Genomic DNA, 14,169 nt, shown 5'->3' on the forward strand with positions numbered 1-14,169 from the left:
TCAAAATGGTTTAATAACTAACTGAGTCTATTTTCAATCTACATTTGCATCCGCTGAATCTCATTATAAGCTTCCAGAAGCTTATTCCGCATCTGCACCATCATTCGCAGAGCAAGATCTGCTTTCTTAATCGAAGAGAAGACTTCCGCCTGTGTAATGTCTTCCCCTAACAATCCCCGTTCAATCGATTGCTGAGATTGCGCCTGAATCTGATTCACATTTTCCAAAGACTGAAGCATCATATCTTTAAAGGAAACGTCGCTTGCAACGCTATTTGCAGTATTATCATTGAATCCCACCGGCGGAATTCCGGGTGAAAACATATTGCTTATTTGGTTTATGGAATCAGTCATTCTGCTCCCTTCCCTGAGATCAGATGAAATTTGAAATTACTTATTATCGGAAATCTGGAAATCATGCCAGAATTCGCAACGAAGTAGTAAACATTTCTTTTGTAATATCCATGGCAGAAATATTCGCTTCATAGGCACGACCCGCTTCCAATGCATTCACGAATTCTGTCGTAACATCAATATTGGGATACGTCACCATACCATCCTGATCTGCATGAGGATGTCCTGGAGTGTATGTTTTTCGCAATTCGCTGTCTGTATCAATTTCGACCTTATATTTGACCCCAACACCTGATGGCTCCTGCCCCAGGCTTTCTGTATCTGCCTGAAAAGTAACTAATCTTCGGTAAAAAGGAGATTCTCCACTATTAGGATCATGAGATACATTCACAGAGGCAATGTTACCAGCAATGGTATTCATCCGCTGTCGCTGAGCCACCAGACCACTCGAACTGATGTCAATTCCCTTAAACATAACATGTCCTTTACTGCTATTTAACTTATCTATTTTTTGTGTTTTCAATCAAAACTAGGGGCGTTCCGAAATCACTGTCATCAACTGATTCATCTGCGCCATCATAACTTCAACAGCGAATTGCTGCATTAGCGAGTTTTTTGTCATTCGCATGACTTGTGACTCCATGCTCCGGTTATTGGCGTCTTGAAATGTCAAATTTTGAGGAGAGGCTTCCTGCGCTTCAAATAAACTTTTGGGAAATAAGTTTTCTAGTTGTGATTTAACTGATTGGTTATTTGCTAAAGAAACTGGCATCCCTAAAGATTGCTGAGCTGTAGGCCTTGGTACATGATCTTTCAACTGAACCGCCTCACGTAATGCCTGCTGGAAATCTTTAACAGGTAAATCGCGCATTTTATAAGATGGTGTGTCAATATTGGCAATATTTCCTGCAAGAACTTCCTGCCTACGTTCTGCGAACGCGGCCATTTTTTCCAATAAAGGCAACGAATTCGAATTCAGAATTTGATCTATCATAAAATTCACCTTACAAAATAATTAACACACCACTGTCAGTCACGCAGCTCGTTTGACCGTAAACCTTCGTTTCGAATCTGGGCCTCCCCGAGGTGGGTATCCGTAAGATCTCAACTTTCCCGAAAGTGTTCGTAGACCAATCTCCAGCATTTGTGCCGTATGTTCACGATTTCCTCCACAACGGGCAAAAGTACTTTCTATGAGCTTCTGCTCCATCTCTCGTAAAGTCATCCCAACCAGAGAATCTGTATTTGATATCATCTCTGTACCAATCCAAGGTGATAAACTTGAGGCATCCAGGCGAGGACTACCGTCAACCAGATTCACATGGCGAATCAGGTTTCGTAATTCCTGGACATCCCCAGTCCAATCATGTTTCTTTAACATTTCCAAACCATCTAATGTTAATAGTTTGGGAGCCATACCTTCTGCCTTAGCAACTTCACTAATGATATGCTCTGCCAATAATGCCAAGTCTTCTTTACGATCATTCAACCGGGGAACAGAAATTGTTGATTCTGAGAGGATCGCTGCCAATTTTTTCTTAAATTGATTTTGCGATACCAGATCTTTGAGTGAAACATGACTCGTGGAAATGATTCGACAATTTACATTTTTTTGCTGTTTTTCTTCTGATGAAAGGTATGTTTCGTTTTCAAAAATCTTCAACAATATACCTTGAACAGGTAATGAAGCCAGATCTACCTGATCGAGAATCAAAGTTCCTCCCTCTGCCTGTTCAATGCGTCCTGGATTCCAAACGGGTTCGTCCGAATAACTGCTATCTTCATGTGAATAAAAACCAATCAGTTCCCGTTCCACATTTTCTGTAGTCAGAGTATTACAATTCACTTTAATGAGTGGGTGAGAATCGATGAACATGGAATCGTGAATGATCTCAGCAACCAGAGATAGCTCTGAACCTGGTACGCCTTGCACTAATACCGGACATTTCAGATGAACGATGTCTGCAATACGATCCCGTAATGTCTGTACAACCTGACTATAGCCAATGAGCCGGCGACTGGAGCGTTCATTTAATTCTGAAATCAAGTCAGTACATTCTTTTGATAATCGAGCATATTTGATAGCAGAGTCGAGTAGCCGCCTGATACTATCAACGGAATCCTGAGGTTTCAGCTCTGCAAATGGAACGATAGATTCATGGAAAATCGTTTGACCTGATTTCAAAACCTCTTTTTGAGTTTCATTGGTTAATGCTGGAAAATAAAATAGCACAGGAATCAAACTCTGCTGCTTCTTATGATCAACCGCGAATGTAAACTCCGATGTTATCTTTTGATCAAGCAATACACAAATATCCGCTCCGGAACGTAGCGGTGATTGTGAAAAATTGGCTTCTGCTAAAGGGATTACGGTATACCCTAAATTTGAAAACTGGGTACACACCTCTAGCCGACGAATACGATCCTGGGAAACAACCTGAATCACTCCACCTAATGCGGAATTATGTTTTTGTTTTATATTCATTATTCAAAACCCATCTAATTGAAAGGTAAATGTGATTTGTATTCAAAATAGATCAAGCTATTGATCAATATTTAGGTGGCGATGAGTGACCGGTGCCAAACTGTCCCGATAGGCTTCACCAACTCTCTCTCCCTGATTTAATGACTGAATCTGGTGATTCGTACGGTTACGTCGATCTACCATGCACTGGGTACTTGTGTCTTCATTCTTTAATAACTTTGCAAGAATCTCTTCAGACTCCTGTAATATTTGTTCGCATGCTTCGCGTTGATCAGCTGACAACAAATCTCGCTCACTCCTCCATTTTTCCCAAAGCTTAGGCAATTGTCTGGTGTATTGATCCAGTTGTCCAAACAACCTTTGTTTTTGCCCTAAAACGTCCAGCAAGCCGGAATAGTCATCCTGGTCAATCAAACTTTGCTGCTTAAACGAAAGCTTTAGCAATCTTTTTGAATATTCCAAGCGAACAGAAAATAGTTTGGGATAATCGATCATTTTTAGGGAGGTTAAAAAACTAGATTTAATTTAGGTTAAACAAAACCAGGAACACGCCACACGGCAAATAATAATTCCTGAATGGATTTCTATTTTGCTGTTACAACATTAAACACCACTACCTGTCTGAATTTGGTTCGGACGATTATCAGAGTTGCGTAGTTCTCGTGACCAATCCAACCAGCGGTTCCACTCTTCGCGTCCCAAATTCGTTGCCCTGGACTCAAAGACTTTATCCGGCATCTGCTTCAAAATAATTTTTGCCTGTTCCAGCATACTTTTGGCCTCATTTTTTTTCCCCAAACTTTCATAACACCCTGACATTTTCATGTACGCAATCAGAACTTCTGTACTTTGAGGATATCGGTTAACGGCATCATGATAAGATTTGATTGCGTCCTCGTACTTTTCCGTCAAGTACAATAAATGCGCAGTACCAAAGCAGGTTGACTTCAACAATCTTTTTCCCAAAGAATCCAGGCGATCTTCGCTTTCCAGTTTTCGCAGATCACGATTTAATTCTTTGAGTTGTTGAATGGCCATATTCAAAAATTCAAACTGTTTTTTTTTCAACTCTTGTCGTGCATTATCTGTTTTTGCATGTTTCATTTCCTGAAACGGTTGATCTGCCAAATTTTGAAGAGATCTCGCTAATAGAAAACGTGCTTCATACACTTTCTCTGATTCAGGGTAACGATCGACATATTCTCGTAGCCGCTTCGTTGCTTCTTCATGAAAAGCAATCTTTGCTGATTCTTTTCGTTTCTGATCAGTCTGTGGTTCGTTTTTGACTTCTTCTTTCTGAGACTCTGCAATCTTTCCACGATGAAAATTTAGTTTGCCTAAAGAGAATAATGAATCCTGCCACTGCTTCGCTTTCGGCGTCAAATTGCTTGATTCCAATATTTCTTTCCAGATAGAGGCAGCCTGATCAAGATCATCTTTCTCAAGATAAGAGACCCCCATCAAATATTTTGCTTCAAATGCTGCGACATCGGTCGGATACCCGATAATCACTCGCTCAAAGTGATCGATCGCCTCATCAAGCTGATCAAGCTCGAGTAAGATTTCACCACGCCGAACAAGAGCCTGTGGCATTTTTTTACTTGGATTTGTATTGATAAATCGAGTGAGCACTTTTAATGCTGTTTCAAAGTCCTGACTTTTATGGAAGTGCTCAGCAGAAATCGATAAAATTTCTCCATAACGATCAGAGGTAGTCAAAAGTCGGGCAAGCTCATAATAAGCTTTACCACTTTGTTTCCAACGTTCATTCAACTCAGGCTGCAAACTTAGCTGTTGACTCACTGAAGATTCATCAAAAACGCGTTCCAAATATTCTGCCCAGCGACGATTTGCATTCGCTGCTAATTCTTTCGCTTGAACTTCCGATAACAAGGGTGGTAGATAATCTGACAATTGAATGGCGGCATTAAAATAGGTCACGCCATTTTTAATATTTTTTTCATCAACCCAATCATTCCAGGCATCGAGCACATAAGTCTGAACCCGATCCAGACCAATCCAACGATTACGAAATTCTTCAGGACTCTTAATTGAACGTAGTGCAGCACGATAGGCAATGAGTGCTTCTTCCGTTCTACCATTCTTTCGTAACAGTTCAGCAAGATGTAAATAAGCAGCCAGACCTTCATGAGTTCCGGCATAACGATGAGTTGTTTGTTCATATAAATCGATGGCGGCGACTGTATCATTCAACGATTCAGCACACAATCCCATCAAATATGAGGCCTGTCGGGAAAACTTTCGCTCTAAACCCAGATTGTCTTTCACAGGCGCCAGCATACTTAAAGCCTCTTGATACTTTTCTTCTGCCATAAGCGTTTGTGCCTGAAAGACGATTGTTACCTGATTCACAGATTCTCTCTGTTTCACTTTTGACAAAACCTGCTGGGCCTGCTCATTCTTGCCCTGTGCCAGAAAAATCTGTGCCCTTTGTAAATACAATCGATCCCGTGTCAATGAAGCCAAATCTTTAAGCTTGAGAGCTTCCGTATTTAACTCGAATGCTTTCTTTAAAACAGTATCCGCTTTATGATCAAGATAGATATCTGTTAGTAACATTGAGGCCTTCAATTTTCCAGGCGGATGTGTCTCAACAGCTTCTTCTAAAAGTGGGCGTGAACTTTTCATAGAACCCAATAAATAAGAACATGTTCCCAGCGCGTAACTCCATTGTGGACGATACTCTTGGTCAATCGCTCTTCTCTCAGCTTCTTTAAGATAACGGCTAGCGATCAAATACTGATGTTCCTGTGATTCTCCGGTAAGTCCTTCTGCATTTTCAAAGGCAACGATCCCAAAAATAAAATACAAAGCTCCTGGAAAATCAGGATCCTGGTAATCCTGTTTCTTCAAATCGTATGCTATTTTCTGAGCTTGAATCCGGGTATTATTATCTTTTGCCGATTTCAAGATATCTAATGCTTCAGCTAAAATTTCTTTGGGCGTTTTTTCTGGTTCGCCACTAATTGCCAAACAGTAAAGAGATAGCAAAACCAGCACAGAGCCAGTAATTCCCAAAGGCTTCCAATGAGCTCGAGCAATTTTTGTAACTTTGTCACGTAATGAAAGCTCTTCGGTTTCTGCACCTTCTACAGCAGTTTCTTCAGCACCGTCTGCCCGTGATTCTTTCACCGCAACGTCAGCAACCTCGTCTGATTCTGTTTGATTATTGTTTTCTTCTGCCATGACTTAGTAGCCCATCTTGTAGACGGGAGATTCGTTACACTGAATTGTCAGTTGAAGTGAAAAGCTTAGATTTGTATTGGAATTGGTATTCAGAAATAGTGATAGAATGATCGCGATCACAAACAGAATTCCAGTGAAATGGAATGATTGTCACGCAATTGCAGAATCAAAATTGAGAGTCTTTTTGTGTGAATGTAAAGAAGTGAAAATGAGAGACGTGAATCTTGAGTCTTAATACAAAAAAAGTTGTTTTTTTGTCAATATCGATTCAAGCTTATGAGTCACCACAGCTACTCATCACCAGAAATAGCACAGAATAGGAAACATAGGAAAATAATTTTAACAACAATCAACGCAACATATTGCGAAGCCCACCCGCAGCCTGTTTGCCATGCTGTCGATAATTCCTATCAAAGGGAACTCTCAGATAAATTAATGTCTGCTTTAGAATCTCTGCAGCTGGAGGGCCTGCAATGGTCCCACCATAATGGTTTGGCCCGACTGAGGGTTCATTTACCACAACCAGTACCAGTATCTGGGGATCATGTGCTGGCGCACCACAGATAAAAGAGCTCACATGTAACTGGGATGAGTACTTACCAGTTTTGGGATCAGGTTTTTGCGCAGTTCCCGTCTTCCCAAACACAGCATACTCTTCTAGCATCGCTTTTCGCCCGGTTCCCCGCCTGACAGTTTCTAGCATCGGCACTCTAACCAGCCAGTCAGCAACTTCTGATGAGACGATGGGAGTCGAAACCAAAGGTCGGACTTGTTCAGGTTCTTCATCAGAACGGGGAAAATGATTGTGATCGATCTGATCTCGAATCAAGCGAGGACTTAGCAGTTTCCCTTGATTGGCGAGAGCCACATGAGCAGAAATTAGCTGAATTGGAGTCACTGCAATCTCCTGGCCCATTGGGATGGAACCGGTCGAATAGATATTCCATTCTTTCAAAGGTCTGACGATCCCATTTAATTCACCAGGTAACTGAATCCCCGTTTTCTGACCGAAACTAAACGCTTTGACTGCTTCGAACAAACCGGGATTAGTCAGTCGCTCGCCAATTTTCGCCATCCCAATATTACTTGACTTAACCAGAATATCGGTGACACTCAACATTCCATAACTGTGATGATCGTGAAGCACTCTCTTACTCATGCGATACTCACCATTTTCACAATCAAACTCTTCCTCTTTTTCTAAGATCCCTTTCTCAAGTGCTGCCGCTACAATAAAGGGTTTCAAGGTCGAACCTGGTTCATAAATAGATGCAATTGCCGTATTTTTCCAGGCAGACTCAGAAATGTTCTCAGGATGATTCAAATCAAAGGTCGGTACAGAAGCCATGGCCAGTACTTCACCCGTTTTGACCCCCATCACTATGGCACACGCACTTTTGGGCTGCCATTCCTTAACAATTGCTTGCAATTGTCGCTCGGTATATAGCTGAATGATCGAATCCAAAGTCGTCACCAAACTTTCTCCATTACGCGCTGCTACTCGAGAATCATTGCGAACTTCAATCACACGCCCATGTGCATCGCGAATCTGAAACCGATAACCATCTTGACCACATATCATGTGATCAAAAGCCTCTTCAATGCCCCCCTGTCCTTTTCCATCAATATCCCGTAGTCCCAGAACATGTGCGGCTAAAGCACCTTGAGGATATTTTCTACGATATTCCTGTCGAAAGCCCCAGACATCATCAGAGAGACTGAGCGATCTAATGTCTTGTAGTTCCTGATCGGTTAAACGTCTTTTAACCCAAAGAAAGAGCTTATTCCGATTCTGTTTTAGCCGGTTGAGAAAATGCGTTTCATCAAGGTCAAGCAACTTGCAGATCTGTGCAACATCGTTCTGATTTTCTAGACGTTGCGGAATAACAAATAAACTGCTTGTCACAATCGTTGTTGCCAACAGCCGTCCATTCCTGTCAAGGAGATCCCCTGGCCTGGCGGGTATTTTTTCTTTATAAACCTGCTGTCGTACAACAACAGAAGCAAACTGACGGTGCCCGATATATTGAAGATAAATGAGCCGCCCGGAAATCACGATCCATGCCAATACCACGAGGATCACAAGGCTCCAGGTTCGCCAACTTATATGTCGATCAAACTTTGTGGAACTCAAAACACTTCTCACTTTCAGTAATGATCGTTCAAATAAGATTCCGTGCCTGAAGCCAGTTTTCTCGAACCAGATTCAAATGAACCACAATTCGCGGTGACGAAGTTCGCTCACATTATTTTTCAACCACTTTTGAGGAACGATTCAAATGCCATTGTAGTAAAGGCATTTCACGTCGATTCGTTGATGAAGGATGTTGAGTGGATTGCACGTCAAGTTCACCTCGCTCGATAGAATTCAAGACCTGTCCGGGAGAACCGGCCTGTTGAGTAGCCAGTTTCATTTTCGCATGGACATCGACTAACACATCCAATTGATAATGTTGACGACTGACTCGGCGTTTAAGCTCCAAACTCTCTTTTTCAAGCGCAATTCCGATCAGCGATATCGCAACCGCTAACAAGATTGCACTTCCGAAACGGAATAACATCGACTTCAGCCTTTCCAAGCCAGCCGATTGATGATCAATCAATTCACCACTGGTTTAGACTCTGATGAAAAAAGACGAACACATGTGTCTAATTTCACTATCGGCTGGATGTGTTTCCAGGAACAAGACTGACTCGGCTGGCGTCATAAGGGAGCTGTAATTCGGTGCCAATTTTTAGCTTATTTGGGTTCTGCAGTTTTTGACGATTGATCTGGTAAATCTGAAACCAGCGAGAAGAACGTCCGAGATGTCTCTGTGAAATATCGGTTAATGTATCATTACTCCCCACACGATACATCGGACGTCCATCTTGACTGATAAAAAAGCCAGATGGCTTGCTTGATTTCCGCACTGCCCCTGTTCCGGAAAACTTACTGGCAATAGTCTGTGTCGATTTGTGCCGCGATTGATATCGAGCATCAATCGCCGTTCGATCCGGGGCAATCAGTTTCGTACCTGGCCTCATTTTTTGTGGATCACTCACCCGATTTTTGTTGATCTCTGCCAGTAGTTGAAAATAACGGCCGGTACCATACAATTTCTTAGAGATCGTCCAGAAATTCTCGCCGTGTTGTACTGTGTATTCACCGCGTGAATTCATGACAGGCTCTTGTTGGAATGACTCTTCCTGTAAAGCACCAAATTCCTGAATGGAATTGTCGCTAGTTGGTGCAGAACGATCAAACAGCCCCTGAGCCTGGGGCGCTTGTTGTTCTGTCATGGCCCCTGGATTGTGAAATGTACTAGTATCAATTGCCGCTGACGGATTTTTCACCGTCGTGACACTCTCTGCCTGTTGTGCTGAAAATTCTTCCGGACGAAAATTACCAAAACGGCCTTCACCCTGATTCGCAGAGTCTGCATTGAATTCTGAAACTTCTGGCTGTTCGAATTCCTGATTGAATGACTGCTCATTTTGAGCCATTGATGATTGGGGTTTACCCTGCGAAAATTCGGCAGCATCAAACTCGCCTGCTTCAGCTGGTGTGGAAATGTCTGTGATATTGATCTTCGCTGTATTGTCAGAAAATTCTTCCGGGTTTTGCATCTGAGCTGAATTTAATTCATTTGCGGGATCAAAGTTTTCAAACTCATTCTCTGCAGACTGCTGTGGTTCTGCCTGCATAGTTTGTCCTTGCTGTGCTAATCCACCAAATGGATCTTCTTCTGCTTGAAATGCATTGGTAGTTACCTCTGCTGATTGATCGAACTCATTACCAGAAGGCTGTTCTCTCAATCCCGAATTTCCTGCCACTGGATCGGGTGGCAATCCGGTTTGTGATTCCAGATTGAAATCGTTAGATTGCTGAGCTGTCTGTGTTGGCTGTTGAGCAAACTGATTCTCTTGTGAAAATGGGTTTTGTTGCTCTGCTCCAAATTCCTGTTGAGAATTATCAAAAGTAGCGGGCTCAGACTGATTCTGCATGCCCGCCTGAAATTCATTTTGAGTGGGATTTTCAAATTCATTATTCGAATTTGACGAGGAATCAAACTGCTGGAATCCATTATCTGTCTGATTCATTGCAAATTCAGAAGACTGTTGAGGTTCAGTCTGATTTTCGAATGTGTTTTGGGAAAACTGATCCGTACCTTGTGCCCCAGATTGCTGCATCGCAAAAGAATTATCCTGATCCTGCCCTTCCAGTGGAGTAGAAAATCCCGAATTGCTTCCATTCGAACCAAAACCATTCGACTGATCGACAACCTGATCAGAAGAGGAAGGCTGCAAATTCCCCTCTCCAAAAGGATCTACTTCTTGATTCGGATCTGCTTCTGGCAACTTCTCCTTGGACTCAACCTCTGCAGGATTATTCACAGCGAGATCTTCCTGCGGTCGATTAATTTTCTGATAAACGACTAAACCAAAGGCACTCAGCAAGATAAAAATCAGACAAAGTCCCACTTTGGTTTCAATGGCAATCCCAGACTTAGGTTTTTCAATTCCCCAGTCTTCTTCGGCTGTCTTTTCTGCTTTTTTTTCTTCAGTCATGGCACTGAACCAATTCCAATAAAACGTAAAAAATGTCTTCTTCAGACCAATAGAAAACTATTTGCCTGCCAACTAAACTTAGTAGTGAAAATTATGTCTTGATCGCAACCCTTAACTTCGCAGTACGACACCGTGGATTGACACGCTGTTCTGCCTGAGTTGCAACAATGGGCTTCTGTGTCAAGCTCTTCCAGATAGCTTGGTTCTTAAAAGCCTGCTTGACTAATCGGTCTTCCAGCGAATGAAAGCTGATAATCGCAGCTCGTCCTCCTGGTTTCAGAACCTGTGGTAAAACCGTTTCCAACATGGTTTGTAATTGTTCGAGTTCCTTGTTTGCTGCTATCCGTAATGCCTGAAATACACGTGTCGCCGGATTTTTCCTTGCTGAAGTCAATGCCTTATGCGGGACCGCTTCATGAACGGCTTTTGTCAAATCTACTGCCATCCTGATCGGTGCTGATTTCCTCTGCTTGACAATCTGAGCCGCTATTCTGTGACTGAAACGCTCCTCACCATAAACTTCGAATACTTCAATCAATTCTGATTCTGAAAGTGTTTCCAGAAGTTTCCAGGCTGGAACTCCTGACCTGGTATCGAACCGTAAATCTAATTCTCCTGACGACTCAAATCCAAAACCACGCTCGACATCTCCTAATTGATCTGAAGACAATCCCAAATCTAACAGAATTCGATCAATATACTTCAGTTGCAGTTCATCCAAGACTCTAGATAGCTCTGCATAACTCGCCTGTTTGAGATGCCACTGCCCAACTGATGATTTTTCTAACTGTAATTTTTCTTTTGCAAAATTGAGCATCATCTCATCACGATCCAGACCAATTAAGATTCCTTCTGTACCAATTTTTCTCAATATGTGTTGACTATGGCCTCCAGCTCCTACCGTTCCGTCAACAACGACCAGCCCGGGAGATAAATCAAGTTGCTCAATAACCTCACGTAACAGAACCGGTATATGAATCGTCTTCTTCTGATCACCGGACATGCGTGACATTCACTTGGTAATAGTTTTAAATAAAAATGACCTAAATCGTACGGCAGCCAGACAGGCAATCATTGTGCGATTGATATTAGCTCTTTGATTTGATTGTAAAGATAGGGGGTAGAGACTTTTGAAATGAAACTCTGAGAGATTGTTTGCTTAAGAGTTAGGTTGAAGAACCAGCTTGAATTTTAAGCCTGAGAAGTCTAGAAAAATCTCGTTTTTTTGACAAGATCAGTTAAAGATTTTTGAAAAGCAATTGCGCAAAAGTGCTAAGTCGTCTGATAGAAAGCAATTGAATCAATCTGATTTTATAAGTTTTCAGCAAACAGTGAGAAAATTCCGTTTGCTCGCTAACTTTCTTTGCTCAAGGAGGGAACCCTGAAGCCATCCGTCTCAAGTAGCTTCCTTTCTACTTAAGTGCGGAGACGAACGACCGGTGGCCCAACCGAAGTATTCTGAGCACACACAGGTGAATTCCATTTCACCTTCAATCCGCGAAGCCCGGTAGCCAGCGGAAGAGTTCCATTATTTCCTCCTTGAACAATACTGTTTTTTATTTGGTTGCTAAACTGCGCTTACTACTGGAAGACATTGATTAAACGCTCCATCTCTGCTCGATTTCTACCAGGGCATTTGACCAAAGGCTTGAGAGGCCATCTCATCAAAATGAGGTCCATGATCTTTAAGATAGGTTTCCCAACGCTCTGTACTCCAAATTTCTGCATGATCTTGAACTCCAATCAATATCACTTCCTGTTTTGCTTCCAAGCTAGCCAGATTAGCCAAACGTTCCGGAATACAAATGCGTCCCTGAGCGTCCACTTCCACTTTCTCAGCCCTCGAATAATACAATCGAAGATAGCGGGCTGCCTCCGGGACGTTATTGGAATACTCTTTTAAACGTTGTGCTTGCTGTTCAAATCCCTTCTCAGAAAAAAGCAACAAAGATGTTTCCGTGCCTGGTGCAATATAAACCTGTGTAAATTGTTTGTTAACAAGTTCTTCTTTGATTCGCTTGGGGATTGCCAAACGACGTTTTCCGTCCAGAGTCTTGTTGAATGTTCCAGTTAACGCCATTGATCCCCACTTGCCACCATTATTCACCACAGAGTGATGAATTTATCAGCCAGATCGGAATCGTCAAGCATGATTGATTCGTTGAGTAGAAAACAAAGAACTCGAAATGACCTAGATACTTATCACGATTGGAATTGTGATTTTTTAGTTTTTTATATTTTATTGATTTGAATCAAATTTGATGCTCGATTTTCGTCAATTCAGCGATGCTTTATCAGTAGGTTCTCGTAAATCTGGTCATATTTCTGGGCTATTGCTTCCCATGTAAATTCTTTTTTGACAATAATTTGCGCATTTCTGGCCATCTCGAGAAACATTGCAGGTTCATGACTGAAGTCTCGTAATGCCTGTTGAATCTCAGCAGAACTACCCTGAGCTACTAGAACACCCTGTTTACCATGTTGTATTAATTCAGAAACGCCGTCCACATCCGTTGAAATGACAGGCAAACCAGAGGCCATCGCCTCAAGAACCACATTTGGCATCCCTTCCCATAACGATGGAAGTACCAAACAACTGGCTGCCTTCATCAATTGAGGAATCTGAGACTGCCAACCAGCAAAATGAATCCGTGAAGCACACGGCAATTGGTACGATTGTTGTTCCAATTTAGCTTTCAACGGCCCCTCACCAACAAATAGGAGATGAAAATCGGGAGCCTGCTCCGCAAAGCAAGTAAATGCAGTCAGAAGATCGTTGGGGGCCTTCTGAGGATCTAATCTCCCCACGAACAGAATCACCTTCGCACCGGCAGGAATGCCCCACGGGCTCAAATCTATCGCTTCTGCGCTATCAAACAATTCGAAATCTACGCCATTAGGAATTACCTTCACTTTAGATTTTGAAAGCTTACCCTGCCGAATAGAAAACTGTGCCACCGATTGACTGACACAGACATTCAAATCTACAAGACCGTTAGTCCAACGATCCAAAAAGAGGTGACCATTCTGTCGTTTTTCTGAAACACGAATGCCAGAAACGACATGCCGTATTCCTGAAATGCGCGCAGCAAGTCGACCGGCTAAATTGGCATGAAATAAAAATGTTTGGAGTAAAACTGGTTTCTGTGCTTTGAACTTTTTTGCCAGTCGCCAGATAATGCGAGCATCCCAAGGCGAATGAGCGTGTAAGACCTCTATGGGAATGTCCGCCAATTGGAGTTCATCAGCCAGTGGTCCCGTGCCTGTCAGAGAATAAACAACGGGAGACCATTTTTCACGATTCAAGCGTTTTACAATCTGAACGAGCGCACGTTCCGCTCCACCAGGCTGTAGCCCGGTAATACAAAAAGCTATCGGAGTGGGAAAGACATCGTCAGACAACTATTTTTCCTCTTTAGGAAACAAAAGGTCAGCATACGACTGATAGAGTCAGTCATAACCTGAATTCCATTGTTCGAAGGCTGAAATTGCCGACAAGCTTAGATTTCGAAATTGTGCTCAATATGCTAAGAGAAAATAAAAATCTTCGTTAAAATCCGCCATTTTCAACGG

The 14,169-nt window shown here is 42.4% G+C and carries 12 protein-coding genes; all 12 read right to left on the reverse strand.

All coding sequences use genetic code 11. The features are described 5' to 3' along the window. Positions 1-38: 38 nt before the first annotated feature. Positions 39-353 (reverse strand): flagellar hook-basal body complex protein FliE, encoded by a 315-nt coding sequence (gene fliE / locus V202x_RS13980; RefSeq protein WP_145175865.1) that lies wholly within the window; start codon positions 351-353, stop codon positions 39-41. 61 nt (positions 354-414) lie between these two features. Beyond that, on the reverse strand, positions 415-828 hold the full coding sequence (gene flgC / locus V202x_RS13985; protein WP_145175868.1) for a flagellar basal body rod protein FlgC: 414 nt from the start codon (positions 826-828) through the stop codon (positions 415-417). Positions 829-882: 54 nt separating this feature from the next. Then, on the reverse strand, positions 883-1,347 hold the full coding sequence (locus tag V202x_RS13990; RefSeq protein ID WP_145175871.1) for a flagellar basal body rod protein FlgB: 465 nt from the start codon (positions 1,345-1,347) through the stop codon (positions 883-885). Positions 1,348-1,386: 39 nt separating this feature from the next. Then, positions 1,387-2,838, reverse strand: a complete 1,452-nt coding sequence (locus tag V202x_RS13995; protein ID WP_145175874.1) for a sigma-54-dependent transcriptional regulator — start codon at positions 2,836-2,838, stop codon at positions 1,387-1,389. A gap of 57 nt (positions 2,839-2,895) precedes the next feature. After that, positions 2,896-3,282, reverse strand: a complete 387-nt coding sequence (locus V202x_RS14000) for a hypothetical protein (protein ID WP_197992863.1) — start codon at positions 3,280-3,282, stop codon at positions 2,896-2,898. A 159-nt stretch (positions 3,283-3,441) separates the two neighbouring features. Beyond that, positions 3,442-6,045 carry a tetratricopeptide repeat protein gene (locus V202x_RS14005; RefSeq protein ID WP_145175880.1) on the reverse strand — a complete coding sequence of 868 codons (2,604 nt, stop codon included), beginning with the start codon at positions 6,043-6,045 and terminating at the stop codon, positions 3,442-3,444. A gap of 349 nt (positions 6,046-6,394) precedes the next feature. Beyond that, positions 6,395-8,179, reverse strand: a complete 1,785-nt coding sequence (locus V202x_RS14010; protein ID WP_145175883.1) for a peptidoglycan D,D-transpeptidase FtsI family protein — start codon at positions 8,177-8,179, stop codon at positions 6,395-6,397. 112 nt (positions 8,180-8,291) lie between these two features. Beyond that, positions 8,292-8,606 carry a hypothetical protein gene (locus V202x_RS14015; RefSeq protein ID WP_145175886.1) on the reverse strand — a complete coding sequence of 105 codons (315 nt, stop codon included), beginning with the start codon at positions 8,604-8,606 and terminating at the stop codon, positions 8,292-8,294. A 97-nt stretch (positions 8,607-8,703) separates the two neighbouring features. After that, complete coding sequence (locus V202x_RS14020) at positions 8,704-10,596, reverse strand: LysM peptidoglycan-binding domain-containing protein (protein ID WP_145175889.1); 1,893 nt, start codon at positions 10,594-10,596, stop codon at positions 8,704-8,706. A gap of 91 nt (positions 10,597-10,687) precedes the next feature. Continuing rightward, positions 10,688-11,599, reverse strand: coding sequence for a 16S rRNA (cytosine(1402)-N(4))-methyltransferase RsmH (gene rsmH / locus V202x_RS14025; RefSeq protein WP_232098512.1), 912 nt, complete (start codon positions 11,597-11,599; stop codon positions 10,688-10,690). A gap of 621 nt (positions 11,600-12,220) precedes the next feature. Continuing rightward, positions 12,221-12,676 carry a division/cell wall cluster transcriptional repressor MraZ gene (gene mraZ / locus V202x_RS14030; RefSeq protein ID WP_145175897.1) on the reverse strand — a complete coding sequence of 152 codons (456 nt, stop codon included), beginning with the start codon at positions 12,674-12,676 and terminating at the stop codon, positions 12,221-12,223. 200 nt (positions 12,677-12,876) lie between these two features. Beyond that, positions 12,877-13,998 carry a glycosyltransferase gene (locus tag V202x_RS14035; protein WP_145175900.1) on the reverse strand — a complete coding sequence of 374 codons (1,122 nt, stop codon included), beginning with the start codon at positions 13,996-13,998 and terminating at the stop codon, positions 12,877-12,879. Positions 13,999-14,169 lie beyond the last annotated feature (171 nt).

The sequence above is a fragment of the Gimesia aquarii genome (assembly GCF_007748175.1).
In the GTDB taxonomy this organism is placed as follows: domain Bacteria; phylum Planctomycetota; class Planctomycetia; order Planctomycetales; family Planctomycetaceae; genus Gimesia; species Gimesia aquarii_A.

Coding starts and splice junctions, on each gene's coding strand:
- fliE (WP_145175865.1), bottom strand. CDS start 353: ATGACTGATTCCATAAACCAAATAAGCAATATGTTTTCACCCGGAATT.
- flgC (WP_145175868.1), bottom strand. CDS start 828: ATGTTTAAGGGAATTGACATCAGTTCGAGTGGTCTGGTGGCTCAGCGA.
- V202x_RS13990 (WP_145175871.1), bottom strand. CDS start 1,347: ATGATAGATCAAATTCTGAATTCGAATTCGTTGCCTTTATTGGAAAAA.
- V202x_RS13995 (WP_145175874.1), bottom strand. CDS start 2,838: ATGAATATAAAACAAAAACATAATTCCGCATTAGGTGGAGTGATTCAG.
- V202x_RS14005 (WP_145175880.1), bottom strand. CDS start 6,045: ATGGCAGAAGAAAACAATAATCAAACAGAATCAGACGAGGTTGCTGAC.
- V202x_RS14015 (WP_145175886.1), bottom strand. CDS start 8,606: ATGTTATTCCGTTTCGGAAGTGCAATCTTGTTAGCGGTTGCGATATCG.
- V202x_RS14020 (WP_145175889.1), bottom strand. CDS start 10,596: ATGACTGAAGAAAAAAAAGCAGAAAAGACAGCCGAAGAAGACTGGGGA.
- rsmH (WP_232098512.1), bottom strand. CDS start 11,599: ATGTCCGGTGATCAGAAGAAGACGATTCATATACCGGTTCTGTTACGT.
- mraZ (WP_145175897.1), bottom strand. CDS start 12,676: ATGGCGTTAACTGGAACATTCAACAAGACTCTGGACGGAAAACGTCGT.